The organism is Mesorhizobium hawassense, from assembly GCF_003289945.1.
Lineage (GTDB): Bacteria > Pseudomonadota > Alphaproteobacteria > Rhizobiales > Rhizobiaceae > Mesorhizobium > Mesorhizobium hawassense.
In genome coordinates this window covers 53,646-77,636 of the sequence record NZ_QMBP01000015.1, presented here as the reverse complement: position 1 = coordinate 77,636, position 23,991 = coordinate 53,646, and the positions used below count along the sequence as shown (strand labels likewise).

21 protein-coding genes are annotated in these 23,991 nt (G+C 64.3%); 8 read left to right on the top strand and 13 right to left on the bottom strand.

What is annotated here, in order from left to right:
- Positions 1-25 precede the first annotated feature (25 nt).
- The 6 genes from DPM33_RS26160 to DPM33_RS26135 all read right to left on the bottom strand — a co-directional run bounded on the left by DPM33_RS26160 (position 26) and on the right by DPM33_RS26135 (position 6,676).
- Positions 26-910: a F0F1 ATP synthase subunit gamma gene (locus DPM33_RS26160; protein WP_112100292.1), complete on the bottom strand. Its 885-nt coding sequence runs from the start codon at positions 908-910 to the stop codon at positions 26-28.
- A gap of 34 nt (positions 911-944) precedes the next feature.
- Positions 945-2,474: a F0F1 ATP synthase subunit alpha gene (gene atpA / locus DPM33_RS26155; protein ID WP_112100291.1), complete on the bottom strand. Its 1,530-nt coding sequence runs from the start codon at positions 2,472-2,474 to the stop codon at positions 945-947.
- Positions 2,474-3,034, bottom strand: a complete 561-nt coding sequence (locus DPM33_RS26150; protein WP_112100290.1) for a F0F1 ATP synthase subunit delta — start codon at positions 3,032-3,034, stop codon at positions 2,474-2,476. The genes atpA and DPM33_RS26150 overlap by 1 nt, the downstream gene beginning before the upstream one ends.
- A gap of 246 nt (positions 3,035-3,280) precedes the next feature.
- Entirely contained in the window at positions 3,281-3,676 is a 396-nt protein-coding gene (locus tag DPM33_RS26145; protein WP_112100289.1) for an AGROH133_08824 family phage infection protein, read from the bottom strand.
- A 93-nt stretch (positions 3,677-3,769) separates the two neighbouring features.
- The gene (locus DPM33_RS26140) at positions 3,770-4,465 is read right to left on the bottom strand and encodes an aspartate/glutamate racemase family protein (protein WP_112100288.1); all 696 of its coding nucleotides are present in this window, start codon (positions 4,463-4,465) and stop codon (positions 3,770-3,772) included.
- A gap of 27 nt (positions 4,466-4,492) precedes the next feature.
- The gene (locus tag DPM33_RS26135) at positions 4,493-6,676 is read right to left on the bottom strand and encodes a primosomal protein N' (RefSeq protein WP_112100287.1); all 2,184 of its coding nucleotides are present in this window, start codon (positions 6,674-6,676) and stop codon (positions 4,493-4,495) included.
- A 90-nt stretch (positions 6,677-6,766) separates the two neighbouring features.
- On the opposite strand from DPM33_RS26135, the gene fsa reads away from it, so the two are divergent.
- The gene (gene fsa / locus DPM33_RS26130) at positions 6,767-7,423 is read left to right on the top strand and encodes a fructose-6-phosphate aldolase (protein ID WP_112100286.1); all 657 of its coding nucleotides are present in this window, start codon (positions 6,767-6,769) and stop codon (positions 7,421-7,423) included.
- Between the two features lie 230 nt (positions 7,424-7,653).
- Here fsa and lptE read toward each other — a convergent pair whose 3' ends face one another.
- Together lptE and leuS are read right to left on the bottom strand one after the other, a co-directional pair.
- Positions 7,654-8,232 (bottom strand): LPS assembly lipoprotein LptE, encoded by a 579-nt coding sequence (gene lptE / locus DPM33_RS26125; RefSeq protein WP_112100285.1) that lies wholly within the window; start codon positions 8,230-8,232, stop codon positions 7,654-7,656.
- A complete protein-coding gene (leuS, locus tag DPM33_RS26120) occupies positions 8,219-10,846 on the bottom strand; it encodes a leucine--tRNA ligase (RefSeq protein WP_112100284.1) in 2,628 nt (875 codons plus the stop codon). The genes lptE and leuS overlap by 14 nt, the downstream gene beginning before the upstream one ends.
- Positions 10,847-11,133: 287 nt before the next feature.
- Between leuS and DPM33_RS26115 the strand changes: the two genes are divergently transcribed.
- Positions 11,134-11,799 (top strand): YggS family pyridoxal phosphate-dependent enzyme, encoded by a 666-nt coding sequence (locus DPM33_RS26115; RefSeq protein WP_112100283.1) that lies wholly within the window; start codon positions 11,134-11,136, stop codon positions 11,797-11,799.
- Between the two features lie 132 nt (positions 11,800-11,931).
- A complete protein-coding gene (locus DPM33_RS26110) occupies positions 11,932-12,981 on the top strand; it encodes an aldo/keto reductase (RefSeq protein ID WP_112100282.1) in 1,050 nt (349 codons plus the stop codon).
- Between the two features lie 63 nt (positions 12,982-13,044).
- Here the strand turns inward: DPM33_RS26110 and DPM33_RS26105 are convergent, their stop codons facing one another.
- Positions 13,045-13,950 carry a LysR family transcriptional regulator gene (locus DPM33_RS26105; protein WP_112100281.1) on the bottom strand — a complete coding sequence of 302 codons (906 nt, stop codon included), beginning with the start codon at positions 13,948-13,950 and terminating at the stop codon, positions 13,045-13,047.
- A 125-nt stretch (positions 13,951-14,075) separates the two neighbouring features.
- Between DPM33_RS26105 and DPM33_RS26100 the strand changes: the two genes are divergently transcribed.
- On the top strand, positions 14,076-15,263 hold the full coding sequence (locus DPM33_RS26100; protein WP_112100280.1) for an MFS transporter: 1,188 nt from the start codon (positions 14,076-14,078) through the stop codon (positions 15,261-15,263).
- 37 nt (positions 15,264-15,300) lie between these two features.
- Positions 15,301-16,335, top strand: a complete 1,035-nt coding sequence (locus DPM33_RS26095) for an aldo/keto reductase (RefSeq protein WP_112100279.1) — start codon at positions 15,301-15,303, stop codon at positions 16,333-16,335.
- 206 nt (positions 16,336-16,541) lie between these two features.
- Here the strand turns inward: DPM33_RS26095 and DPM33_RS26090 are convergent, their stop codons facing one another.
- Positions 16,542-16,814, bottom strand: coding sequence for an usg protein (locus DPM33_RS26090; RefSeq protein ID WP_112100278.1), 273 nt, complete (start codon positions 16,812-16,814; stop codon positions 16,542-16,544).
- A gap of 307 nt (positions 16,815-17,121) precedes the next feature.
- Here DPM33_RS26090 and acs point away from each other — a divergent pair, with 307 nt between their 5' ends.
- Positions 17,122-19,077, top strand: coding sequence for an acetate--CoA ligase (gene acs / locus DPM33_RS26085; protein ID WP_112100277.1), 1,956 nt, complete (start codon positions 17,122-17,124; stop codon positions 19,075-19,077).
- Positions 19,077-19,820, top strand: a complete 744-nt coding sequence (locus DPM33_RS26080) for an MOSC domain-containing protein (protein ID WP_112100276.1) — start codon at positions 19,077-19,079, stop codon at positions 19,818-19,820. The genes acs and DPM33_RS26080 overlap by 1 nt, the downstream gene beginning before the upstream one ends.
- Positions 19,821-19,922: 102 nt before the next feature.
- On the opposite strand, the gene DPM33_RS26075 is transcribed toward DPM33_RS26080, so the two are convergent.
- Positions 19,923-20,291, bottom strand: coding sequence for an antibiotic biosynthesis monooxygenase family protein (locus tag DPM33_RS26075; RefSeq protein WP_112100275.1), 369 nt, complete (start codon positions 20,289-20,291; stop codon positions 19,923-19,925).
- A gap of 104 nt (positions 20,292-20,395) precedes the next feature.
- On the opposite strand from DPM33_RS26075, the gene DPM33_RS26070 reads away from it, so the two are divergent.
- Entirely contained in the window at positions 20,396-20,866 is a 471-nt protein-coding gene (locus DPM33_RS26070; protein ID WP_112100274.1) for a MarR family winged helix-turn-helix transcriptional regulator, read from the top strand.
- 48 nt (positions 20,867-20,914) lie between these two features.
- Here DPM33_RS26070 and DPM33_RS26065 read toward each other — a convergent pair whose 3' ends face one another.
- On the bottom strand, positions 20,915-22,177 hold the full coding sequence (locus DPM33_RS26065) for an SAM-dependent methyltransferase (RefSeq protein ID WP_112100273.1): 1,263 nt from the start codon (positions 22,175-22,177) through the stop codon (positions 20,915-20,917).
- A gap of 352 nt (positions 22,178-22,529) precedes the next feature.
- Positions 22,530-23,891 (bottom strand): pilus assembly protein, encoded by a 1,362-nt coding sequence (locus DPM33_RS26060; RefSeq protein WP_112100272.1) that lies wholly within the window; start codon positions 23,889-23,891, stop codon positions 22,530-22,532.
- Positions 23,892-23,991: the final 100 nt, after the last annotated feature.

The following is a 23,991-nucleotide window of genomic DNA, read 5'->3' as shown; positions in this document are numbered from 1 at the left end:
TCGGGGTGCGATCCCCGCGCGGCGCCTAGAGCGCCTCGGCGCCCGAAATGATTTCGATCAGTTCCTTGGTGATCTGCGCCTGCCGCTGGCGGTTGTAGGTGATCGACAGCCTGTTGATCATGTCGCCGGCGTTGCGCGTCGCATTGTCCATCGCGCTCATCTTGGCGCCCATCTCGCCGGCCGCGTTTTCCAGCAGCGCGCGGAAGATCTGCACCGCGATGTTGCGCGGGATGAGGTCGGAGAGGATCTCGCCCGGCTCCGGCTCGTATTCGTAGACGGCGCCGCCGCCATTGCCGGTGTCGGAAGCGGCCGAAGCCTGCGCCGCCGGGATGATCTGCTGCGCCGTCGGGATCTGGCTGATCACCGACTTGAACTGCGAATAGAACAGCGTGCAGATGTCGAAGCCGCCCTCGTTGAAGAGGTGGATGACCTTGCGCGCGATCGCATCGGCATTGGCGAAGCCGAGCGTCTTGACCTCGCGCAGGTCGACGCGCTCGAGGATCAGCGAGGCGTAGTCGCGGCGCAGGATGTCAAAACCCTTCTTGCCGACGCAGATGATCTTGACCTGCTTGCCGTCGGCGAGCAGCCGCCGGATGTGGTCGCGGGCAAGGCGCGCGATCTGCGAATTGAAGCCGCCGCACAGGCCGCGTTCGGCGGTGCAGACGATGAGCAGATGCACGTCGTCCCTGCCGGTACCGGTCATCAGCGCCGGGGCATCGCCACCGCCGCCGATCGCCTGGGTGATGTTGGCCAGAACCGCGCCCATGCGCTCGGAATAAGGACGCGCCGCTTCCGCCGCTTCCTGCGCGCGACGCAGCTTCGCCGCGGCGACCATCTGCATCGCCTTGGTGATCTTCTGCGTCGCCTTGACCGAGGCGATACGGTTACGAAGGTCTTTTAATGAAGGCATGCTTCAAACCTGATCCCGTGCGTCCGGCTTCTTGTTAGGCGAAGGTCTTGGCGAAAGCGTCAATCTCGGCCTTGAGCTTGGCGCGCAGATCGTCCGACAGCGCCTTCTCCTTGCGGATGCCGTCGAGCACGTCCTTGCCGGCCGAGCGCATGTGGCTGAGCAGGCCATGCTCGAACTTGCCGACCTGGTTGAGCGGCAGCTTGTCGAGGTAGCCGTTGACGCCGGCGAAGATCACCGCGACCTGCTCTTCGGTCTTGAGCGGCGAGAACTGCGGCTGCTTGAGCAGCTCCGTCAGGCGCGAACCGCGATTGAGCAGACGCTGCGTGGCGGCGTCGAGGTCCGAGCCGAACTGCGCGAAGGCCGCCATCTCGCGGTACTGCGCGAGCTCGCCCTTGATCGAGCCTGCGACCTGCTTCATCGCCTTGATCTGCGCCGAGGAGCCGACGCGCGACACCGACAGACCGACGTTGACCGCCGGGCGGATGCCCTGGAAGAACAGGTTGGTTTCGAGGAAGATCTGGCCGTCGGTGATCGAGATCACGTTGGTCGGGATGTAGGCCGACACGTCGTTGGCCTGCGTCTCGATGATCGGCAGCGCGGTCAGCGAACCACTACCGTTGTCGTCGTTGAGCTTGGCGGCGCGCTCGAGCAGGCGCGAGTGCAGATAGAAGACGTCGCCCGGATAGGCTTCGCGGCCCGGCGGGCGGCGCAGCAGGAGCGACATCTGGCGATAGGCGACGGCCTGCTTCGACAGATCGTCATAGCTGATCAGCGCATGCATGCCGCTGTCGCGGAAGTATTCGCCCATGGTGCACGCCGTGAACGGCGCCAGGAACTGCATCGGCGCCGGGTCGGACGCGGTGGCGGCGACGATGATCGAATACTCGAGCGCGCCGCGCTCTTCCAGCACTTTCACGAACTGCGCCACGGTCGAACGCTTCTGGCCGACGGCGACGTACACGCAGTAGAGCTTCTCCTTCTCGGGACCGTTGTCGTGCACCGATTTCTGGTTCAGCATCGTGTCGAGGATGATGGCGGTCTTGCCAGTCTGGCGGTCGCCAATGACCAGCTCGCGCTGGCCGCGGCCGACCGGGATCAGCGCGTCGATGGCCTTGAGGCCGGTCGACATCGGCTCGTTCACCGACTTGCGCGGAATGATGCCGGGCGCCTTCACGTCGACGCGCTTGCGTTCGGTGGCCTTGATCGGACCCTTGCCGTCGATCGGGTTGCCGAGCGCGTCGACGACACGGCCGAGCAGGCCCATGCCGACAGGCGCGTCCACGATGGCGCCGGTGCGCTTGACGGTGTCGCCTTCCTTGATGTCGCGGTCGTTGCCGAAGATGACGACGCCGACATTGTCGGCTTCGAGATTGAGCGCCATGCCGCGGATGCCGCCGGGGAACTCGACCATTTCGCCGGCCTGGACATTGTCGAGGCCGTAGACGCGGGCGATGCCGTCACCGACGGACAGAACCTGCCCGACTTCGGAGACCTCGGCCTCCTTGCCGAAATTCTTGATCTGGTCTTTCAGAATTGCGGAAATTTCCGCGGCGCGGATGTCCATCAGCCGACCTCTTTCAGTGCAAGCTTGAGCGAATTGAGTTTGGTTTTGAGCGACGTATCGATCTGGCGCGAGCCCATCTTGACGATCAGCCCGCCGAGCAGCGACGGATCGACGGTCATGGCGATGGCCACGTCCTTGCCGGCGATGCCCTTCAGCGCCGCCTTGAGCTCGGTCTGCTGCGCGCCCGTCAGCGCATGCGCCGAGGTGACCTCGGCGGACGCCTCGCCGCGATGCTCGGCGGCGATCCGGCGGAACGCCTTGATCATGCCGGGCACCGCGAACAGGCGGCGGTTCCTGGCGACGACGCGCAGGAAATTGCCGACCAGGCCGGTGATCCCGGCTTTGTCGGCGATGGCCGCGATGGCCCTGGCCTGGTCCTCGCTGGAAAACACCGGGCTGTTGATCAGCCGGGAGAGGTCGCCGCTGTCGTTGAGCATCGCCTCGAAGCTGGCGAGGTCGGCTTCGACCTTGGCGACCGAATTGTCCTGCAGTGCGAGCTCGAACAGCGAGCCTGCATAGCGTTCTGCGACAGCTGAGATTGGCGATGACGATTGGGCCACGGACCGTCTTTTCTCTTGTCTGACAGGCCGCAGATTGTTGGCGCGAGCGAAAACTCTGGCTAAATCTTTGACCTTACTGCATTTTTCCAAGCACGGAGGCGCGGCTTCCGCTATCCCCGGTCGAAAGTCGATTGCCGTCTAGCACAGGCTTTTTAAGACCGCAATGCATCGTCCGGCATGCTTTTCAGGCACTTTTGTCGCATCAGGCGGCGAAGGCCAACCCTAAGCGTGTGATTAGTCGCGAATTCACGGCACGAAGCCGAAGGCAAAGGCCAGCGGCAGCGCCGCCAGCGCCAATTCAACCACGATGGAAGCCCAGTTGAAAGGGGTGTTGGCGCCGTCCGACATCATCGACAAGAGCCGGCCGAAGGCGGTGAACAACCAGGAGAAGCCGAGCGCCATGTAGAGCAGCGGCTGCGCGAGAAGAATGCAGCACAGGCTGACGCCGAGATAGAAGCCCGACATGCGGCCGCGTCCCTCGGCGATCGCCGCCGCTTTCTCGGGCCTGGGCTGCAGGCGCAGCACGCGAAACGCAAGCCCCGGCGCCAGGAAGAGGAAAAGGCCGAGAGCGAGCGTGACGATGGCGCTCGACCACGCGAGCCACTCGCCCTGACTCGCCGGCCACGGAAACGCGAACTCCATATAATCCCCCTCGTATTTCTTGTTTTGAAATACCGGCATTCTAGCGAGGGAAAATCAACGCGCCAGAGGACGCGGACACATTGGTATCGCGCATCAGGACAGCGCGAAATCGACCGCGGCTTCGGCGTGGATGCGGGTGGTGTCGAACACCGGAATGTCGAAATCGCCCTGGCCGATCAGCATGGTGACCTCGGTACAGCCCATGATGACTCCGTCCACCCGGTCGGTGCGCCGCATACGGCCGACCTCATCGAGATAGGCGGATTTCGATTCGGGTTTGACGATGCCCTGGCAGAGCTCGTCATAGATCACCTTGTGCACCATGTCGCGGCCCGCTTGGTCGGGCACGATCGGTTGCAGGCCGTATTTGTCCGCAAGCCGCCCCTTGTAGAAATTCTGCTCCATTGTGAAGCGGGTCGCGAGCAGCGCCGGCCGCTTCACGCCCGCATCGACGACCGCATGCGCCGTGGCGTCGGCGATGTGGATGAGCGGGATCGACACCTCCGCCTGCACCGCGTCGGCCAGCTTGTGCATGGTGTTGGTGCAGATCACCAGGCCCTCGGCGCCGGCTACCTCCAGCTTGCGCGCGGCCTCGACCAGAAGAGCGCCGGCGCCTTCCCAATCACCCGCATGCTGCCGCTCAGCGATCTCGGCGAAATCGAACGACCACAGCGAGAGCTTGGCCGAATGCAGCCCGCCCAGCCGCTCGCGCACGATCTCGTTGAGCAGGCGGTAATAGATCGCCGTCGATTCCCAGCTCATGCCGCCGATGAGGCCAAGGGTTTTCATCACGGGCACTCCGTTGGGACTGTGGCTTTATAGGAAGCTCTGCGGGTCGATGTCGACCTGCACCCGCACCGAGCCCCGCAGCTTCGGTCCCTCGGCCAGCATGGCGCGGATGAAGCCTTGCATGTCGGCGCGCCGCTCGCCCTGGATCAGCAGGCGGAAGCGGTGACGGCCGCCGAGCAGCGACAGCGGCGCTTCGGCCGGGCCGAGCACGAAGAGATCGGAGGCCGTCGGCGCCGAGCGTCTCAATGCCCTTGCATGACTTTCCGCCTCGCCTCTTGTCGCCGCGCTGACGATGATGCCGGCGAGCCGGCCGAAGGGCGGCAGCGCCGCGCGTTCGCGCTCGGCGATCTCGCGCTCGTAAAAGGCTTCCGAATCGCCGGAGACGATCGCCCGCATCACCGGATGGTCCGGCTGGTAGGTTTGCAAGAGGCCGAGGCTCTTCTTGCCGGTGCGACCGGCGCGGCCCGTCACCTGGCTGAGCAGTTGGAAGGTTCGTTCGGCGGCGCGCGGATCGCCATTGGCCAATCCCAGATCCGCGTCGACCACGCCGACCAGCGTCATGCCCGGGAAGTTGTGTCCCTTGGCGACGAGTTGCGTGCCGATGACGATGTCGGCCTCGCCATTGGCGACGGCCTCGAGTTCGAGCCGCAGCCGGCGCACGCCGCCCAGAAGGTCGGATGACAGCACGATGGTGCGCGCATCCGGAAAATGGCCGACGACTTCTTCGGCGATGCGTTCGACACCCGGCCCGCAGGCGACGAGATGATCCAGCGTGCCGCATTCCGGGCAGGCCTCCGGCCGCCGCTCGTTGTGGCCGCAGTGATGGCAGACGAGTTGGCCGCGAAACCGGTGCTCGACCAGCCATGCCGAGCAGACCGGACAGCCGAAGCGGTGGCCGCAGACGCGGCAGAGCGTCAGCGGCGCGTAGCCGCGCCGGTTGAGGAAGAGCAGCGACTGCTCCTTCCTCTCCAGCGTGCGCCGCATCTGCTCCACCAGGACAGGCGACAGGAAGCCGCCGCGCGCCGGCGGCGAACGCCGCATGTCGATCGACTTCAGGTCGGGAAGTGCTGCTTCCGCGAAACGCGACGACAGCACGACCCGGTCATAGCGGCCCTGGCTGGCGTTGACCCGGCTTTCCACCGACGGCGTCGCCGAGGCAAGCACGACCGGAAAGCCGCCTATATGGCCGCGCACCACCGCCATGTCTCTGGCATTATAGAAGACGCGGTCTTCCTGCTTGTAAGCAGGATCATGCTCCTCATCGACGACGATCAGGCCGAGATCCTCGAACGGCAGGAACAGCGCCGAGCGCGCGCCAGCGACGACGCGCACGCCGCCTTCCGCCACCTGCCGCCAGACGCGCTCGCGCATCCGGGGCGGCAGGTCCGAATGCCACTCCGCTGGTTTGGCGCCGAAGCGATCCTGGAAGCGCTCGAGGAAGGCATGTGTGAGGGCGATTTCCGGCAGCAGGATCAGCACCTGCCCGCCCTTGTCGAGCGCCGCCGCCACGGCTTCAAAATAGACTTCGGTCTTGCCGGATCCGGTGACACCATCGAGCAACGTGACGTTGAAGGCATCGGCCGCGATTGCCGCGCGCAGCTTCTCCGCCGCCGCCTTCTGGTCCGGCATCAATTCCGGCACGGCATGACCGGGATCGGGCGCGGCCACCACCGGGCGCGGCGGAATCATCACCGTCTCGAACACGCCCTGCGCCCTTAAGCCGCCGATGACGGTCGAGGACACTCCCGCCGCATGCGCCAGCCCCGAACGCGTCCAGGCCAGCCCGCCTTCGGCCGTCTCCAGCACGCGGCGCCGCGCATCCGTCAACCGGTCCGGTTCGGCCAGCGTGCGCTGCAAGCCTTCGATCCACGGCTCCGGATCGAAAGCTTCGGGAGCTCGCAGGAGCATCCGCGCCACCATGCCCGGGGCCGACAGCGTGTATTGCGCGATCCAGTCGACGAAGCGGCGCATGGCGCGGTCGATCGGCGGGCAATCGAAGACCTGTTCGATCGACCGCAGTTTCTTCGCGTCGACCGTCTCGACCGTGCCGTCCCAGACGATGCCCGCGACCTGGCGCGGCCCGAGCGGCACGCGCACGATCGAGCCCGGCACCACGCGCATGCCGGGCGGCACGGCATAGGTGTAGGGCCGTTCGGCGGGCATCGGCACCAGCACCGGCGCGGCCGCGACAAAGGGCGAATCTTCGATCATCAGGCGTGACCTTGCCCTGACTTTGGTCTAGATCAAAGAGGACCCCCGCTTGTGCCTGGTGTTCGCCAGGCGATCCCCAAGGAGACAGCCATGAAGTTTTTCGTCGACACCGCTGACATCAAGGAAATTAAGGAGCTGCACGATCTGGGGCTGGTCGACGGCGTCACCACCAACCCGTCGCTGATCCTGAAATCGGGCGGCAAGATTTCCGAAGTCACCAAGCAGATCTGCGACATCGTCGACGGCCCGGTCTCGGCCGAGGTCGTCGCCACCGAATACAAGGACATGATGGCCGAGGCCAAGATCCTGGCCAAGATCGCGCCGAACGTGACCATCAAGGTGCCGCTGACGCTGGACGGCCTGAAGGCCTGCAAGACCATCCGCACCGAGATGAACCGCATGGTCAACGTCACGCTCTGCTTCTCGGCCAACCAGGCGCTGCTCGCCGCCAAGGCTGGCGCCTCCTTCATCTCGCCTTTCGTCGGCCGCATCGACGACACCGGCTCGGACGGCATGGAGCTGATCTCGGAAATCCGCACCATCTATGACAATTACGATTTCAAGACCGAGATCCTGACCGCTTCGGTGCGCACGGTGAACCACGTCAAGCAGGCGGCGCTGATCGGCGCCGACGTCATCACCGCGCCGCCGGCGACGCTGAAGGCGCTGGTCAATCATCCGCTGACCGATAAGGGCCTTGCCGCCTTCCTCGCCGACTGGGCCAAGACCGGCCAGAAGATCGGCTGAGACAGAATCTCTCATCAGAAACGAAAAAGGCCGGGCAACGGGGCCGGGCAACCGGCCTTTTCTTTTATCGATTGAATAGGGTGGCGCTCAGAGACCGCTTCGAAACTCGCTCCTGCGAGTCATATGAAGGTGCTTTTCGAGAACCGGAGCGCAGCTTACTTCAGTACGTGAGCACCGGAAGCGCAGAAAACGCCTTCAGATGGCCGCGGGAGTGGAGTTTCCAAGCGGTCTCAGGCTTTTTTGCCGTGCTTGACCAAGTCCTGGGCAATTGCCAGCCGCAAAAGATCCGCGAGTTCACGCGCGGCGCGGTTCTCGGCATCGATCTGCGCGCGGTAGGCCGCGTATTCCTGCAGCGGCCGGTCGAAGGACGACGGGATCGAGCGCTTGCCGACGGCAACCACCGTGCCGGCGGTATCCCGCAGCACATAGTTGGCGGTCAGCGTCACCGTGCCCGCCGTCGGCTCGTCTTCCTCGGTCTGCACCTGGACGATGGCCGCTGATTCGACCAGCTCTGTAACGCCGAGGTCGAGCGTATAGGCGGGTGAGGCCGGCTCGCCCGAGCCTTGCCCGAAGGCGAAGATCAGATTGTTGCGCACCTGCTGCGCGTAACGGGTGCTGACCGGCTTGATCGCGATCGAGGCCAGTTCGGCCGAGGGGCTGAGCTGCGACCCGGCGGACAACGGCTGGCTGGAATAGAGCGGCCTGACCGTGCAGGCCGAGACCAGCGCCAGCGCCGCGACCATGCCGCAAACCGCCAAGCGGCCGCGCAGGCGGGCCGCTTCTGACTTCATCGGATCAGGCAACGACATTGACGATCCTCTGCGGCACGATGATCACCTTGCGCGGGGCCTTACCTTCGAGTGCTTTTTGCACGAAGTCGAGAGCCAGCACTGCTTTTTCGACGGCACCTTGATCCGCGTCGCGGGCAATTGTCAAATCGCCGCGCTTCTTGCCGTTGACCTGCACCGGCAGCACGATCTCGTTGTCGACGACCAGCGCCGGATCGTAGACCGGCCAGGGCCGTTCGGCGACCATATCGGTGCCGCCCAGCGCCTGCCAGCATTCCTCCGCCAGATGCGGCATCACCGGAGCGATGATGTGCACCAGGATCTCCACTGCCTCGCGGCAGGCGCCTTTCAGCGTCGCGTCGGCCTTGCCTTCGGCGACGTCGTTGAGCGGCGTCGCCAGCGCGTTGGCGAGCTCATAGATGCGGGCGATCGCGCGGTTGAAGCCAAGCTTCTCGATGTCCTCGCCGACCGCCTTCAGGATCTTGTGCGCGGCCTTCGACACCGCGCCCGCTTCGCCATCCTTGGCCGTCGCCGGCTTGACGCCGGGAAGCTGCTCGGACGCGATCTGCACCAGGCGCCAGACGCGCTGCACGAAGCGGTGCGCGCCGGCGGCGCCATCGTCGGTCCATTCGACGTCGCGCTCCGGCGGCGAGTCCGACAGCATGAACCAGCGCGCCGTGTCGGCGCCGTAGCCATCGGTGATCTCTTCCGGGCTCACCGTGTTCTTCTTAGACTTCGACATCTTCTCCAGCGCGCCGATCGTCGCCTCCTCGCCGGTGGCGATCTCGACGGCGCGGCGCTTGCCGTCCAAATCCTCGAGCCTGACCTCGCCCGGCGACAGCCAGCGTCCATTGTTGGACGGGCCGCCGACACGATAGGTCTCGTGCACCACCATGCCTTGCGTGAACAGGCCCTTGAACGGTTCGGCGAGGTTCAGGTGGCCGGTCTCGCGCATGGCGCGGGTAAAGAAGCGCGAATAGAGCAGATGCAGGATCGCGTGCTCGATGCCGCCGATATACTGGTCGACGGCCAGCCATTCGTCGGCCGCTTTCGGCTCGGTCGGCTCATTGGCCCAGGGCGCGGTGAAGCGCGCGAAATACCAGGACGAATCGACGAAGGTGTCCATCGTGTCGGTCTCGCGCCGCGCATCGCGGCCGCATTGCGGGCACTTCACATGCCGCCAGGTCGGATGCCGGTCGAGCGGATTGCCCGGACGGTCGAACTCGATGTCGTCGGGCAGCTTGACCGGCAGGTCGGCCTTCGGCACCGGCACCACGCCGCAGGCCTCGCAATGGATCATCGGGATCGGGCAGCCCCAGTAGCGCTGGCGCGAAATACCCCAGTCGCGCAGGCGGAAATTCACCTTGCGCTCGGCCATCGGCCGGCCGCCGATGCTTTTCTGCTCCAGCAGCTTCGCCACTTCATCGAAAGCCTTCTCGGGCTTCATGCCGTCGAGGAAGCGCGAATTGATCATCACACCGTCGTCGACATAGGCCTCCTCGATGATCTGGAAAGTCTTTGCGTCGCCGTCTTCCGGCATGACCACCGGGATCACCGGCAGGCCGTATTTGTTGGCGAAGTCGAGGTCGCGCTGGTCGCCCGACGGGCAGCCGAAAATGGCGCCCGTGCCATATTCCATCAGCACGAAATTGGCGACATAGACCGGCAGCGTCCAGCTCTCGTCGAACGGGTGGACGACGCGGATGCCGGTGTCGAAGCCTTTCTTCTCGGCCGTCTCCAGCGCGGCCACCGAGGTGCCCATGTGGCGGACCTCCTCGATGAACTTGGCCAGTTGGACATTATCCTCGGCGGCCTTCTTCGCCAGCGGATGGTCGGCGGCGACCGCCATGAAGGACGCGCCGAAAATGGTATCCGGTCTGGTCGTGTAGACTTCCAGCTCATGCGCATCGCCAACAGGTGCCGCGAGTGGCCAGCGAATCAGCAGCCCTTCCGAGCGGCCGATCCAGTTGTGCTGCATCAGCTTGACCTTTTCCGGCCACTCTTCGAGCAGGTTGAGCGAGTCCAGCAGGTCCTGCGCGAAGTCGGTGATCTTGAAGAACCACTGCGTCAGCTCGCGCTGCTCGACGAGCGCGCCCGAGCGCCAGCCGCGGCCGTCGATGACCTGCTCGTTGGCGAGCACGGTCATGTCCTCCGGGTCCCAGTTGACCTTGGAGGATTTGCGCGTCACCAGCCCCTTCTCGACGAAGTCGAGGAACAGCATCTGCTGGCGGTGGTAGTAATCGACGTCGCAGGTCGCGAACTCGCGCGCCCAGTCGAGCGACAGGCCCATCATCTTGAGCTGCTCGCGCATCACCGCGATGTTTTCGTAGGTCCAGTCCTTGGGATGGACCTTGTTCTGCATGGCGGCGTTCTCGGCCGGCATGCCGAAGGCGTCCCAGCCCATCGGATGCAGCACGTTGAAGCCCTTGGCGCGCTTGTAGCGCGCCACCACGTCGCCCATCGTGTAGTTGCGGGTGTGGCCGATATGGATCTTGCCCGACGGATAGGGGAACATCTCGAGCACGTAGTATTTCGGCTTCGGGTCCTCGTTCCTGGCCTCGAACAGCTTCTTTTCGGCCCAGGCCTTCTGCCATTTGGGCTCTGACGTGCGCGGATTGTAACGTTCGGTTGCCATCGGATGTTTTTCACTTAAAAGCAGGTGCGCAGTGCCGGCCTAGGCGTGTTGATATCAGGTCAGGCCGAGCCGAAAATGGCGGCTTCCGAGAACCGGAGCGGAGCGTACTTAAGGTACGTGAGCACCGGAAGCGCAGGAAACCGGCATTTGCAGGCCGGCATCACCTGAATATCGACACGCCTAGGCCGGCAGCCGAGACTATGTCGTCGCGGTGTTCACCATGGATTGCCGGACCCGTCAACTGCGGCAGGCCGGCGTGGGCATGAAAACATAGGCAGGATATAGGCATGACGAGCGCCGTTGAGCAGCTTCACGCGGTCGAGGCGAAGATCGCGAGCGCCGAGCGCGAGGCGAAGCGCGGGCCCGGCGCCGTCACGCTGGTGGCGGTGTCGAAGACCTTCGCGGCCGAGGATATCCGCCCCGTCATCGAGGCCGGCCAGCGCGTCTTCGGCGAGAACCGCGTGCAGGAAGCGCAGGGCAAATGGCCGGCGCTGAGAGAGGCGTTTCCCGATCTGGAGCTTCACCTGATCGGCCCGCTGCAGTCCAACAAGGCGAAGGAAGCGGTGGCGCTGTTCGATGTCATCGAGACCGTCGACCGCGAGAAGATCGCCGCCGAGCTTGCCAAGGAGATGACCCGGCAAGGCCGGACACTGAAACTCTACGTCCAGGTCAACACCGGCTCCGAGCCGCAGAAGGCCGGCATCGAGCCGCGCGAGGCGGTCGCCTTCGTCAAACGCTGCCGCGACGTGCACGGCCTCGCCATCGAAGGCCTGATGTGCATCCCGCCGGCCGATGAGAATCCCGGCCCGCATTTCGCGCTGCTGGAAAAGCTCGCCCGCGAGGCCGGTGTCGGAAAGCTCTCGATGGGCATGTCGGGCGACTACGAGACCGCGATCGCCTTCGGCGCGACCAGCGTCAGGGTGGGCTCAGCGATCTTTGGCAGCCGCACCTAGGCACGGCTGCGCTGTCACGATCTCGTTATCGGGCGGCCAACCGAACGATAATGCTAGCGCCAGCGCTTGAAACGAAACGGTCCGTTCCTATTTCCCCAGGTGTCATCCAACACTTCTCCGGGGAATCCCACTATGCGCTATAACCAGCTTGGCAACACCGGCCTGTTCGTTTCCGAACTCTGCCTCGGTACCATGACCTTCGGCGCCGCCGGCCAAAATGCCCAATGGGGCCTGATCGCCAGCCTCGACCAGACGGGCGTCAACGAGATCGTCGGCCGCTCGATCGCCGCCGGCGTCAATTTCTTCGACACGGCGGATGTCTATTCGGTCGGCCAGTCCGAGCAGTTGCTGGGACAGTCGCTCAAGGATCTCGGCGTAAAACGTTCGGACGTGATCATCGCCACCAAGGTGCATGGCACCATGGGCAACGGACCGAACGAACGCGGCTCCTCGCGCGGCCACATCATGGATTCGGTCGACGGCAGCCTGGAGCGGCTGCAGACCGACCATATCGATCTCTACCAGCTGCACGGCACCGACACGGTGACGCCGATCGACGAGACGCTGCGGGCGCTCGACGATCTCGTCGCCAGCGGCAAGGTGCGCTATGTCGGCGTCTCCAACTGGCAGGCCTGGCGCATCGCCAAGGCTCTGGGCATTGCCGATCGCAAGGGCTTTGCCCGCTTCGAGACCATCCAGTCCTATTACTCGATCGCCGGCCGCGATCTCGAACGCGAGATCGTGCCGCTGATCAATGAAGAGAAGCTCGGCCTGATGGTCTGGTCGCCGATGGCCGGCGGGCTGCTCTCCGGCAAATACGGTCCGGGCGCGCCAGGCAATGGCGAGGGTCGCCGCGCTTCTTTCAACTTCCCGCCGGTCAACGAGGATCGCGCCTGGGCGGCTGTCGCCGTCATGCGCGAGGTTGCGAAGAAGTACGACGTCAGCGTCGCCACGGTGGCGCTGGGCTATGTGCTGGCCAAGCCTTTCGTCATGAGCGTCATCATCGGCGCCAGCCGCTTGGACCAGCTCGAGCAGAACCTCGCCGCGACCGGTTTGAAGCTCGACGCCGACGACCTTGCCAGGCTCGATGAGGTGAGCGCCCTGCCCGCCGAATATCCCGGCTGGATGCTGGAGCGGCAAGGCGCCGGCCGGCGTCCGGCGCCCTTCGTGCCGAAAGCGTAGTTCGCCTTCGAGACAAGCTGACCTTTCGGGAGCCGCGTGTCCTTGGACGCGCGGCTTTTCTGTTCACAGACGAACCGTCTCCGCCAGGAAGTCGAGAAAGGCCCGCACCCGTGCCGGCAGATGCTTGCCCTGGCCGACATAGACGGCGTGCGTCGGTTCCTCGTCGCCCGGATTGAACGCTTCCAGCAGCTGCACGAGCCGCCCAGCGGCGATGTCTGGCTCGACGTGCCAGCGCGCCAGCCGCGCAATGCCCGCGCCGGCCAGCGTCGTCAGCCGCATCGCTTCGCCGTCGCTGACCGTGGAATTGCCGACGATCGGAACCATCAGCGGCGCGCCTTTCGCATCCACGAATGGCAGGCCGTCGATGTGCCGCACGAAGCCGAAGGCGAGCAGATTGTGACCGCTCAAGTCGGCCGGCGTTCGCGGTGTGCCGCGCGCTTCGAGATAGGCGGGCGCCGCGACCACCACCATCCGGCTCTGGCCGAGCTTGCGCGCCACCAGCCGTGATTCGCGCAGCGGCCCGGCGCGGATCGCAACGTCGGCGCGCTCCTCCATCAGGTCGATGACGCTGTCGGTCAGCACCGCCTCGACGGAGATTTCCGGATAGCGTTCGAGGAAGCGCGGCAACAGCGGCATCAGCCGGTGCTGGCCGAACGGCACATAGCAATTGACCCTGAGCCTGCCGCGCGGCGCCGCGCCCGCCGCGGCCTCGCGCTCGGCCGCGTCGAGATCGGCGAGGATGCGCATGCCGCTGTCGTAAAAAGCGGTTCCTTCCGGCGTCAGCTGCAGCCGGCGTGTCGAGCGGCTGATCAGCCGGGCGCCAAGGCGGGCCTCCAGCCGCGCTATCAGCTTACTTATCGCCGACGGCGTCATGCGCAGCGCCCGCGCCGCAGCGGAAAAGCTGCCCGCCTCGACGACGCGGACGAACACTTCGACCTCGCCGGAACGGTTGATCTCGGGTCTTCCCATTCGTGAATCTATTTCACAGAAAATATGCCCGATGCAACACTGGTTCACAGCTCGGCGGATCACGATCTTCCCGGTTCGGGGCGCGGAGACTGGGCGTCCCTTTCCTGATCAACGGGACCGCAGCCATGCCTCTTGCTCTTTATGCCCTCACTGCCGGCGCCTTCGGCATCGGCGTCACCGAATTCGTCATCATGGGCCTGCTGCTCGATGTCAGCGCCGATCTCGGCGTCTCGATCTCGGCGGCGGGCCTGCTCATTTCCGGCTATGCGCTGGGCGTCGTCGTCGGCGCGCCGCTGCTTGGCGCTTTGACCGGCCGCCTGCCGCGCAAGACCTTGCTGCTTGCACTGATGGTGGTCTTCACCATCGGCAACCTCGCCTGTGCGCTGGCGCCCGACTACTGGACGCTGATGGCCGCGCGCGTGCTCACCGCTTTCGCCCATGCCTCCTTCTTCGGTGTCGGCTCGGTCGTTGCCACCGGCCTGGTCGCGCCCAACAGGAAGGCTTCGGCCATCGCGCTGATGTTCACCGGCCTCACCGTCGCCAACATCCTCGGCGTGCCTTTCGGCACCTGGCTCGGCCAGGCCTATGGCTGGCGCTCGACCTTCCTCGCCGTCACGCTGGTCGGCGTCATCGCCTTTGCCGTCATAGCGCTGCTGGTGCCGCGCGGCGAGCCAGCCGCGCCCGACAAAGAGGAGGGCTCCGAAGGCACGCTCGCCGTGCTCGGCCGCCGGCCGGTGCTGCTCGGCCTGTTGACCACGGTGCTGAGCTGGGTCGGCGTGTTTGCCGCCTTCACCTATCTGGCGCCGATCCTGACCCGTGTCAGCGGCTTTTCCGAAGCATCGGTGTCGCCGATCCTGCTGGTCTTCGGCGGCGGGTTGGTCGCCGGCAATTTGCTAGGCGGGCGCCTCGCCGACCGGCATTTGGTGCCGACGGTCATCGGCACGCTGGTCGCGCTCTCGGCTGTGTTGTTCGTCATGACCGCCGCGATCCACCAGCCGATCGCGGCGATCGTCGCCGTCGGCCTGCTCGGCGCCGCCGCCTTCGCCACCGTCGCGCCGCTGCAGATGTGGGTGCTGGAAAAGGCCAGGGGCGCCGGCCAGGGGCTGGCGTCCTCCTTCAACATCGCCGCCTTTAATCTCGGCAATGCCATCGGCGCCTGGCTCGGTGGTTTCGTCATCGACCACGGTCCCGGCCTCGGCGCCGTCCCGCTCGTTGCCGCCCTCGTGCCGCTCGCCGCGCTCGGCGTGGTGATCATGGCGCTGCGCCTCGAACGCGGCCGGACAATTGGCGCGCCAATATCGGCCCGGTGCTGAGCGCCTATCCCTTCGACATCCAATCAGGAGAAGAAAGATGGACTATCGACCTCTTGGTGCCTCCGGCCTGAAAGTGCCGACGCTTTCCTTCGGCGCTGGAACCTTCGGCGGTTCCGGCCCGCTCTTCGGCCATTGGGGCAACAGCGATGCGCGGGAAGCGCGCCGCCTCATCGACATCTGCCTGGAGGCGGGCGTCAATCTCTTCGATACCGCCGATGTCTATTCGAACGGCGCCTCGGAGGAGGTGCTGGGCGAGGCGATCAAGGACCGCCGCGACGCGGTGCTGATCTCGACCAAGACGTCCCTGCCGATGGGCGACGGCCCGGCCGACTGGGGCTCGTCCCGTTCGCGGCTGATCCGCTCGGTCGACGCGGCACTGAAGCGCCTCGGCACCGACTATATCGACCTGCTTCAGCTTCACGCCTTCGACGCCTCGACGCCGATCGAGGAAGTGCTGTCGACGCTGGACGACCTCGTGCGCTCGGGCAAGCTGCGCTATGTCGGCGTCTCCAATTTCTCCGGCTGGCAGGTGATGAAGTCGCTCGGCCTCGCCGAAAAGCACGGCTACCCACGCTATGTCGCGCATCAGGTCTATTACTCGCTGGTCGGCCGCGACTATGAGTGGGAGCTGATGCCGCTCGGCCTCGACCAGGGCGTCGGCGCGCTGGTTTGGAGCCCGCTCGGCTGGGGCCGGCTGACCGGCAAGATCCGCCGCGGCCAGCCGCTGCCGGAAAAGAGCCGTCTGCACGACACCGCCGATTTCGGCCCGCCGGTCGGGGACGAGCTTCTTTTCAAGGTGGTCGACGTGCTGGAAACGGTCGCCGCCGAGACCGGCAAGACCGTGCCGCAGGTCGCCATCAACTGGCTGTTGCGGCGGCCGACCGTGTCATCGGTGATCATCGGCGCGCGCAACGAGGAACAGCTGCGCCAGAATCTCGGCGCCGTGGGCTGGACGTTGGCGCCGGAGCAGGTCAAGGCGCTGGACGAAGCGAGCGCGGTGACGGCCCCCTATCCCTACTTTCCATACCGGCGCCAGGAAGGTTTTGCCCGGCTGAACCCGCCAGCGGTGTGAGCGTCGGCGTTGACACTGCCGATCTCCCCCCTTGCGGGGGAGATGGCCGGCAGGCCAGAGGGGGGTGCGAAGGAACTCGACGTTGACCAGAACCGCAAACTACGGGCGGCTTCATGAACAAACTGCTGAGATGTTGGCGGGACAGCACCCCTCTCTGCCCTGCCGGGCATCTCCCCCGCAAGAGCGGAGATCAGCTGTGCCGCCGCTCAGTGCACCACGAACTCCCCATCGACCTTCCGCCACTCATTCGGCGCGATCAGCTTGTGATGCGTGTAGGTCACCGAATGCAGCGGACCGTCGAGCTTCGTCTTCCAGAACTCGATGAAGCGGATCAGCACCGGAAACTTCGGCGCGATGTCGTAGTCCTGCCAGATGTAGCTTTGCAAGAGATGCGGATGGTCCGGGAAGTGGTAGAGAATCTTGGCCGTGGTCAGCCCATAGCCCCTGAGCATCAGGTCCAGTTCGGAATGGTCGCTCATTGCAGCCCCTAACGGTCGGTCTCCTTCCTCCCAACACGCGATTCTGCGCTCAGTTGCTTAACTGTCTATTGATTTTTTCTGATCGTATCCGGCTTTTCCTTCGCCAAAACAGTTGCTTAGCAGCGACGCGTGGCGAGTGCTGACAGTGTTTCGCGGTTGCCCCTGCGTCATCCCGCCGCGCGAATCCAACGTCTAATATTGCCGTCACGGCGGAACTGTTAATAATGCGCGCGAATTCGTGGCCGCTTCGCCACGACGCCGCCGGCAATCCAAGCCGGCGGAACGGTTTTGGGAGGAAAGCAAGGAAATGTCCGAGGTTCACGTCCACCGCGTCCAGCCGGCGTGGAAAAAGAACGCGTTGATCGACAACGATACCTACCTCAAATGGTATGCCGAAAGCGTGAAGAACCCGGACAAATTCTGGGGTAAGCACGGCAAGCGCATCGACTGGTTCAAGCCTTTCACCAAGGTCAAGAACACCTCCTTCGACGGCAAGGTTTCGATCAAGTGGTTCGAGGATGGGCTGACCAACGTCTCCTATAACTGCATCGACCGCCACCTGAAGAAACGCGGGAACCAGACCGCCATCATCTGGGAAGGCGACAATCCCTATGACGACAAGAAGATTACCTACAACGAGCTATACGAGCATGTCTGCCGACTCGCCAATGTGATGAAGAAGCACGGCGTCAAGAAGGGCGACCGCGTCACCATCTACATGCCGATGATCCCGGAAGCTGCCTATGCGATGCTGGCCTGCACGCGGATCGGCGCCATTCATTCGATCGTCTTCGGCGGCTTTTCGCCCGACGCGCTGGCCGGTCGCATCGTCGACTGCGAATCGACCTTCGTCATCACAGCCGATGAAGGCCTGCGCGGCGGCAAGGCCATTCCGCTGAAGGAGAACACCGACAAGGCGATCGACATCGCCGCCAGGAACTTCGTCATGGTCAATAAGGTCGTGGTCGTGCGCCGCACCGGTGGCAAGGTTGGCTGGGCTCCGGGTCGCGACTTTTGGTATCACGATGAAATCGCCTCGGTGAAGGCCGAGTGCAAGCCGGAGAAGATGAAGGCCGAAGATCCGCTGTTCATCCTCTACACCTCCGGCTCGACCGGCAAGCCGAAGGGCGTGCTGCACACCACCGCCGGCTATCTCGTCTATGCTTCGATGACGCATCAATATGTCTTCGATTACCATGACGGCGACATCTACTGGTGCACCGCCGATGTCGGCTGGGTCACCGGCCACAGCTATATCGTATATGGCCCTCTCGCCAACGGCGCCACCACGCTGATGTTCGAGGGCGTGCCCAACTATCCGTCGCAGTCGCGCTTCTGGGACGTTGTCGACAAGCACAAGGTAAGCATCTTCTACACCGCGCCGACGGCGCTGCGCGCGCTGATGGGCGCCGGCGACGGCCACGTGACGAAGACCTCGCGCAAATCGCTGCGCGTGCTGGGCTCGGTCGGCGAGCCGATCAATCCGGAAGCCTGGGAGTGGTATTTCAACGTCGTCGGCAACGGCAAGCTGCCGATCGTCGACACCTGGTGGCAGACCGAGACCGGCGGCATTCTGATCACGCCGCTGCCGGGCGCCACCAATCTCAAGGCAGGTTCGGCAACGCGGCCCTTCTTCGGCGTCGAGCCGCAACTGGTCGATGGCGACGGCAAGGTGCTCGAAGGCGCGGCCGACGGCAATCTCTGTATCACCGATTCCTGGCCCGGCATGATGCGCACCGTCTACGGCGATCACGACCGCTTCGTGCAGACCTATTTCTCCACCTACAAGGGCAAGTACTTCACTGGCGACGGCTGCCGCCGCGACGCCGACGGCTATTACTGGATCACCGGCCGCGTCGACGACGTCATCAACGTCTCCGGCCACCGCATGGGCACGGCCGAGGTGGAATCGGCGCTGGTCAGCCATGACAAGGTCTCGGAGGCCGCCGTCGTCGGCTACCCGCATGACATCAAGGGCCAGGGTATCTACTGTTATGTCACGCTGATGGCCGGCACCCAATCGAGCGAGGATTTGCGCAAGGAACTGGTCTCGCATGTCCGCAAGGAGATCGGCGCCATCGCCACGCCCGACAAGATCCAGTTCGCGCCGGGCCTGCCGAAAACCCGCTCGGGCAAGATCATGCGACGCATCCTGCGCAAGATCGCCGAGGACGATTACGGTGCCCTCGGCGACACCTCGACGCTCGCCGATCCGGCCGTCGTCGACGACCTCGTCGCCAACCGGCAGAACAAAAGAGCCTGATGACCGGCGAGCTCGGCACCGTCAGCCAGCTCTGGCGCTACCCGGCGAGCTCGCTCGCCGGTGAGCGGCTCGACGCCATCTCCGTCGCGGAGAAAACCGTCGAGGGCGACCGGCTGTTCGGCCTGGTCGATGCCGACGGCGAGATCGCCCGGCCGGACCGCGAAGCAAGATGGCATAAAGTGCCGCTGATCCGCACACGGCTCAGCGAGGACTGGCAGCTCGAAGTGGCCGTGCCCGGAGGCGGCTGGCTGCCGGCGCCCGATCCTGAAAGCGACGGCGCCGTGTCGGCCTTTCTCGGCTTCGAGGCCTCGATCCGGCCGTTCGGCGCGCAGCACGCGGCGCCCGACTATACCGGCCCACGGACCGAAGCCCGCTACGCCAAGGCGCCGATCCACATGCTCACCACCGCCTCGCTGTCCCGGCTGAAGGCATTGCATCCTGAAGGTACGCCCGATCCGCGCCGCTTCCGCCCCAACATCGTCGTCGACATGGATCCTGTCGAAGGCGGCTTTCCGGAAACGGAATGGATCGGCAGGAAACTCGCGGTCGGCGACCTGCTCTTGACCGTCTCGGAGCCGTGCCGCCGCTGTGGCTTCACCATCATCGCCCAGGACGGTTTCGACAACGATCCCGGCATCCTGCGCAATGTGGTGCGCCACAACGCCCACAATCTCGGCGTCTATTGCACCGTCGACAGGCCGGCGCGGATAGAAATCGGCGCTCTGATGCGGTTTGTCGACTGAAGCGACCCTAGAGCAATTCCAGGAAAAGTGCGTAGCGGTGAAGCTCGGCGACTTGGCCGTCGCCTTCCGTCCGGAATTGCGTAAAATCAAAGTACTTGGCCCCTACGCCACACAGATGTCGGACACCGAGACCTTCTGGAAGAGGTGCGGCGAGGCGACGGCCGAGGATGGGTAGGCAGAGAGCTTGGCCCGGAACTCCGGATGGCTGAAAGCAGCCCTGAAATCGGCCGTCGATTCCCAAACGGCATAATTGAAATAGGTCGGGCTTTCGCCGATGGCACGGTGCAGTTGTGTCGAAATGAAGCCCGGCTGGCGCTTCATGAAATGCGCATCGGCCTCCCACGCCTTCAGAAAGGTCTGTTCGTCGGCCTTGTCGAGGGCAAAGACGTTGACGAGCACTACGGGTGACGCGTCGATGGCGATCTGGCGTTCGATCGGAAAGGCGGGGTCCAGGGGATGCATATGAGGCATGACAAACTCCGTTCGATATGGTTTCATGATGTCATTATGGTACGATGAAGCAAATATGCTCATGTTGACATCTTGATGTCAATACAAATTCATGGTGACAAATAATGCACGGAACGAAACGCACGGACGCTGGCATCGCTTTGAGCGATCTCATTCTCGATCTGTTTCGGCTCAACAACCGCATCATCGTCGCGGGCGACAGGCTCGTCGCCAACCTCGGATTGACGAGCGCTCGTTGGCAGGTGCTCGGCACTATCAAAGCCGCGGAGCGGCCGCAGCCGGTCGCATGGCTGGCGCGGGATATGGGGGCCAATCGGCAGAACGTTCAGCGCATCGTCAACGACCTGGCGCAGGAACAACTAGTCGCCTTCAGGCCCAACCCTCATCACCGGCGAGCCCAGCTTGTGGTGCTGACCGATGCCGGGCAAGAGGCGTTCAACGCCGCAATGCATTTGCAGGCGCCTTGGGTAAACCAACTGTCGCAAGACATCGGCGTCGACGAGATCGAGACCACGCACGCCGTCGTGCGCGCGCTTCGCCGGAAGCTGGAAGGCGACGATAGCCTGCAGGACTAATCCTGCAAAACGGGACCGGCGGGAAGAATTCCGACGGACGCTAGCTGATTACCGGTACAAATCCGCCCGCGTCGGCGGCAGGCCGCTCGGGCCGCGGGCGCGCCTGGTGGCGACGGTCTGGAAAATCTGCGCCGAGCCGCGCTCGAAGGTGATCGAGCAACCCGTCAGATAGAGCAGCCATAGCCGCGCCTTGGCTTCGCCGACCTCGGCGATCGCCTCGTCGAAGCGCGCTTGCAGGCGCTCCGCCCACAGGCGGCAGGTCCGCGCATAATGCTCGCGCAGGTTTTCCACGTCATAGGCGAGGAACCCGTGCGCCTCGAGATTGCCGAGCGTCATGCCGATCGTGTCGACCTCGCCGCCGGGAAAGATGTATTTGATCAGCGCCTTGTATTCCGCGCCCTTGCGCAGCGTCTTCCGGGCGCTGCCCTTGCCGCGCCGGGTGATGGCATGATGCAGATAGATGCCGCCAGGCTTCAGCAGCCGGTGGACGGTCGAGAAATAGGTCGCGTGATTGGCGAGCCCCACCGCCTCGAACATGCCGATCGACGAGATCTTGTCGTAGCTGCCCGTAAGTTCGGTGTAGGATTTTATGTCGATGGTGATCCTGTCCTCCAGGCCCTCGGCACGGATGCGCTCGCGCGCCAGCTTCGTCTGCTCTTCCGACAGTGACACGCCATGGCCGATGGCGCCGTAATGCTTGGCGGCATGGATCAGCATCGCGCCCCAGCCGCAGCCGATATCGAGCAGCCGGTCGCCGGGTTTCAGCCTGAGCTTGCGGCAGATGTGATCGAGCTTGTCTTCCTGCGCCCGATCGATGCCGTTGGCGAAATCGGTGAAGTAGGCGCAGGTGTAGACCATGCGCTCGTCGAGGAAGAGCCGGTAGAATGCGTTCGAGATGTCATAGTGATGCTCGATCGCCTGCTTGTTCGAGCCGCTGATGAACGGATTGTGTCCTGCAAGATCCGTCCGCTTGGTCATCTGCTTTCGCGAAAACAGCACCGCAGGCAGGTCGCGCAGGATCGCCAGCTTTGGCAATGCCTTGAACCTCAACTTGCCTTGCGAAGGTAGAGCGTAGAGATCGAACAGCGAGCCGCCTTCGACGTCGATGGCCTTGGAAATCCACATCTCGACCAGCGTCGCGAAGGTCGGCCGGCGCGCGATCTGCCAGACGATGTCCTGGTCGTTGATGGCGAGCACCGGGCCGCCGGCGGGACCGATCCGCTCGCCGGTCCACAGTCTGACCGCGAAGCCGGGCTTCAGCGTTTCGACGACCGTCCGGATGATGCGTGCAGCCTTGCTGGTGGCGTCCATGCCATCCCCGATGCGCCAGTGCAGACGAACCGATGTTGGCTGTTTGGTTCACTGGCCGCAACGGGATTTTCGCTGCCGGTCTTGCCATTTGCGTGAGGACACCCCATCATCAGGGTGTGTTCAACGAACTGAAAGGAGGTGATCCGATGTCGAGTGATTTCGTTTTCCATAACGTGAGCTCAGCGGATTGCACTTCCGGGAAGCACCCTTCCCGTTAAGGCGCGAGACGCGCGGCAGGTAGCCCGAAGGGGCTGCCGCCAGGAGCCGCGTCATGGACGGAAACACGGAAGGCCGCCGGCTTCGTCAGAAGCGGCGGCCTTTTCCGTTCTGGTCTCGGCTCGATCGACGGCCGCTATCGGGTCACCGTCAGATTGTCGATGTTGCGCACGATGGACTGGAAGGCCTGATCGAGCTCGGCGCCGTTGGCCGCCTGGTAGAAATGCTTGGCATTGCCGGTGTCGGGGCTGGCGCAGGCCTGCAGCGTCGACCTGGCGTTCTTCTCCGTGAGCGCGAAGCCGATGGTGAAGATCTCGATGCCCTGGTCCCGCATCGCCGCGCAAAGCGTCGTTGCCGCGGTTCGCGTCTCGACCTTGCCGGCTTCGTTATAGACCTGATCCGGGCTGTCGGCGTCGAAATAGGACAGATTGAATTCGCCGTCGGTCATCAGGATCACATATTTCGCGACCTTCTTCGGATCCATTTTGGCCGGACGCTCCGAGGCCTTCATGATGCTGCCCCAGTTTTCCGAAAGCATGTACCAGGCCCATTGCACGCCGATATGGCCGGCGGTGCCGCCGGAAGCGTCGAGGTCCTTGATGACATTGTTCAGAGCCGAGGCATCCGTGGTCAGCGGCTGTATTGTCGCGAGGGGGCAGGCTCGTGTGCGGCTCTGCCTGGCGAAATCGGACAAAAAGAGATCGCGGTTGACCATGCTGACATCGGGACCCGCATCCGAATATTGATAGGTGCCCTTGCGCTCGGTGGCGCAGGTGTCGGGCCGCGTCGAGGCCGAGACATATCTCGGGTCGTCATTGCCGGGCGCCTGCTTGCGGTCGCTGGCCTTGGTCTCGACAAAGACCGTGCTGGCGGCAAGCGATCCGGCATTGACCGAATTGGCGTAGGGCACGATCGCCACCCGCACCCGCGGATTGGCGGCGTTCTGGCCGGTGAGGAACGAATCGACCGCGTTGCTCGCCGCCGTCCTCAGGTCCTTGATCTTCTGACCCGCCATCGAACCGGTGACGTCGAGCATCATCGCCACCTCGACCGTCTTGTCCGAATAGAGCGCCGTGGTCGACGACGTCACGCGCTGCATGTCGCCGATGCTGAACAGCGGGAAATAAAGGCTGACGTCGGTGTGCACATCCGCGCTTACGGTGCTGGCCGTCCTGTCGACGGTGAGCTTGTCCAACACGACCCGGTTGGCCTGCAGGATGCCGGCCGTGCTGTTGGCGTCGAGGAACGCCTGCACCGTTTTGTTGGCATCGGGCAGCGTGATGATGCCGAGGGTGAGATCGCGGGCCGTCGAGGTCACCGCGGCGTCGACGACGCCCTGCAAGCTCGATCTCGCATTGTAAAGCTGCGAGATATTCACCGCGAATCCCGCTCCCAGTGCGAGAACCGACGCGGCGGCCCCGAACAGAACTGCGAAATTGCCGTCGCGATTGCGGGCAAAGCCGTCCACCGCACGAACGACACCTCTGAACTGCCGCATCCCTTCCGCCTCCACTGTCCGCGGCGTCGTGCCGCTCGGCAAAGGCGTTGCAGGATCTCGGCCAGGCCCGGCCGGCAGCGGTCAGAAGGTCCTCGCCAAC

What these genes read in the sequence shown, in the direction of transcription:
- DPM33_RS26160 (WP_112100292.1), bottom strand. Translation starts at nt 910, where the DNA reads ATGCCTTCATTAAAAGACCTTCGTAACCGTATCGCCTCGGTCAAGGCG.
- atpA (WP_112100291.1), bottom strand. Translation starts at nt 2,474, where the DNA reads ATGGACATCCGCGCCGCGGAAATTTCCGCAATTCTGAAAGACCAGATC.
- DPM33_RS26145 (WP_112100289.1), bottom strand. Translation starts at nt 3,676, where the DNA reads ATGGAGTTCGCGTTTCCGTGGCCGGCGAGTCAGGGCGAGTGGCTCGCG.
- DPM33_RS26140 (WP_112100288.1), bottom strand. Translation starts at nt 4,465, where the DNA reads ATGAAAACCCTTGGCCTCATCGGCGGCATGAGCTGGGAATCGACGGCG.
- DPM33_RS26135 (WP_112100287.1), bottom strand. Translation starts at nt 6,676, where the DNA reads ATGATCGAAGATTCGCCCTTTGTCGCGGCCGCGCCGGTGCTGGTGCCG.
- fsa (WP_112100286.1), top strand. Translation starts at nt 6,767, where the DNA reads ATGAAGTTTTTCGTCGACACCGCTGACATCAAGGAAATTAAGGAGCTG.
- lptE (WP_112100285.1), bottom strand. Translation starts at nt 8,232, where the DNA reads ATGTCGTTGCCTGATCCGATGAAGTCAGAAGCGGCCCGCCTGCGCGGC.
- leuS (WP_112100284.1), bottom strand. Translation starts at nt 10,846, where the DNA reads ATGGCAACCGAACGTTACAATCCGCGCACGTCAGAGCCCAAATGGCAG.
- DPM33_RS26115 (WP_112100283.1), top strand. Translation starts at nt 11,134, where the DNA reads ATGACGAGCGCCGTTGAGCAGCTTCACGCGGTCGAGGCGAAGATCGCG.
- DPM33_RS26110 (WP_112100282.1), top strand. Translation starts at nt 11,932, where the DNA reads ATGCGCTATAACCAGCTTGGCAACACCGGCCTGTTCGTTTCCGAACTC.
- DPM33_RS26105 (WP_112100281.1), bottom strand. Translation starts at nt 13,950, where the DNA reads ATGGGAAGACCCGAGATCAACCGTTCCGGCGAGGTCGAAGTGTTCGTC.
- DPM33_RS26100 (WP_112100280.1), top strand. Translation starts at nt 14,076, where the DNA reads ATGCCTCTTGCTCTTTATGCCCTCACTGCCGGCGCCTTCGGCATCGGC.
- DPM33_RS26095 (WP_112100279.1), top strand. Translation starts at nt 15,301, where the DNA reads ATGGACTATCGACCTCTTGGTGCCTCCGGCCTGAAAGTGCCGACGCTT.
- DPM33_RS26090 (WP_112100278.1), bottom strand. Translation starts at nt 16,814, where the DNA reads ATGAGCGACCATTCCGAACTGGACCTGATGCTCAGGGGCTATGGGCTG.
- acs (WP_112100277.1), top strand. Translation starts at nt 17,122, where the DNA reads ATGTCCGAGGTTCACGTCCACCGCGTCCAGCCGGCGTGGAAAAAGAAC.
- DPM33_RS26080 (WP_112100276.1), top strand. Translation starts at nt 19,077, where the DNA reads ATGACCGGCGAGCTCGGCACCGTCAGCCAGCTCTGGCGCTACCCGGCG.
- DPM33_RS26075 (WP_112100275.1), bottom strand. Translation starts at nt 20,291, where the DNA reads ATGCCTCATATGCATCCCCTGGACCCCGCCTTTCCGATCGAACGCCAG.
- DPM33_RS26070 (WP_112100274.1), top strand. Translation starts at nt 20,396, where the DNA reads ATGCACGGAACGAAACGCACGGACGCTGGCATCGCTTTGAGCGATCTC.
- DPM33_RS26065 (WP_112100273.1), bottom strand. Translation starts at nt 22,177, where the DNA reads ATGGACGCCACCAGCAAGGCTGCACGCATCATCCGGACGGTCGTCGAA.
- DPM33_RS26060 (WP_112100272.1), bottom strand. Translation starts at nt 23,891, where the DNA reads ATGCGGCAGTTCAGAGGTGTCGTTCGTGCGGTGGACGGCTTTGCCCGC.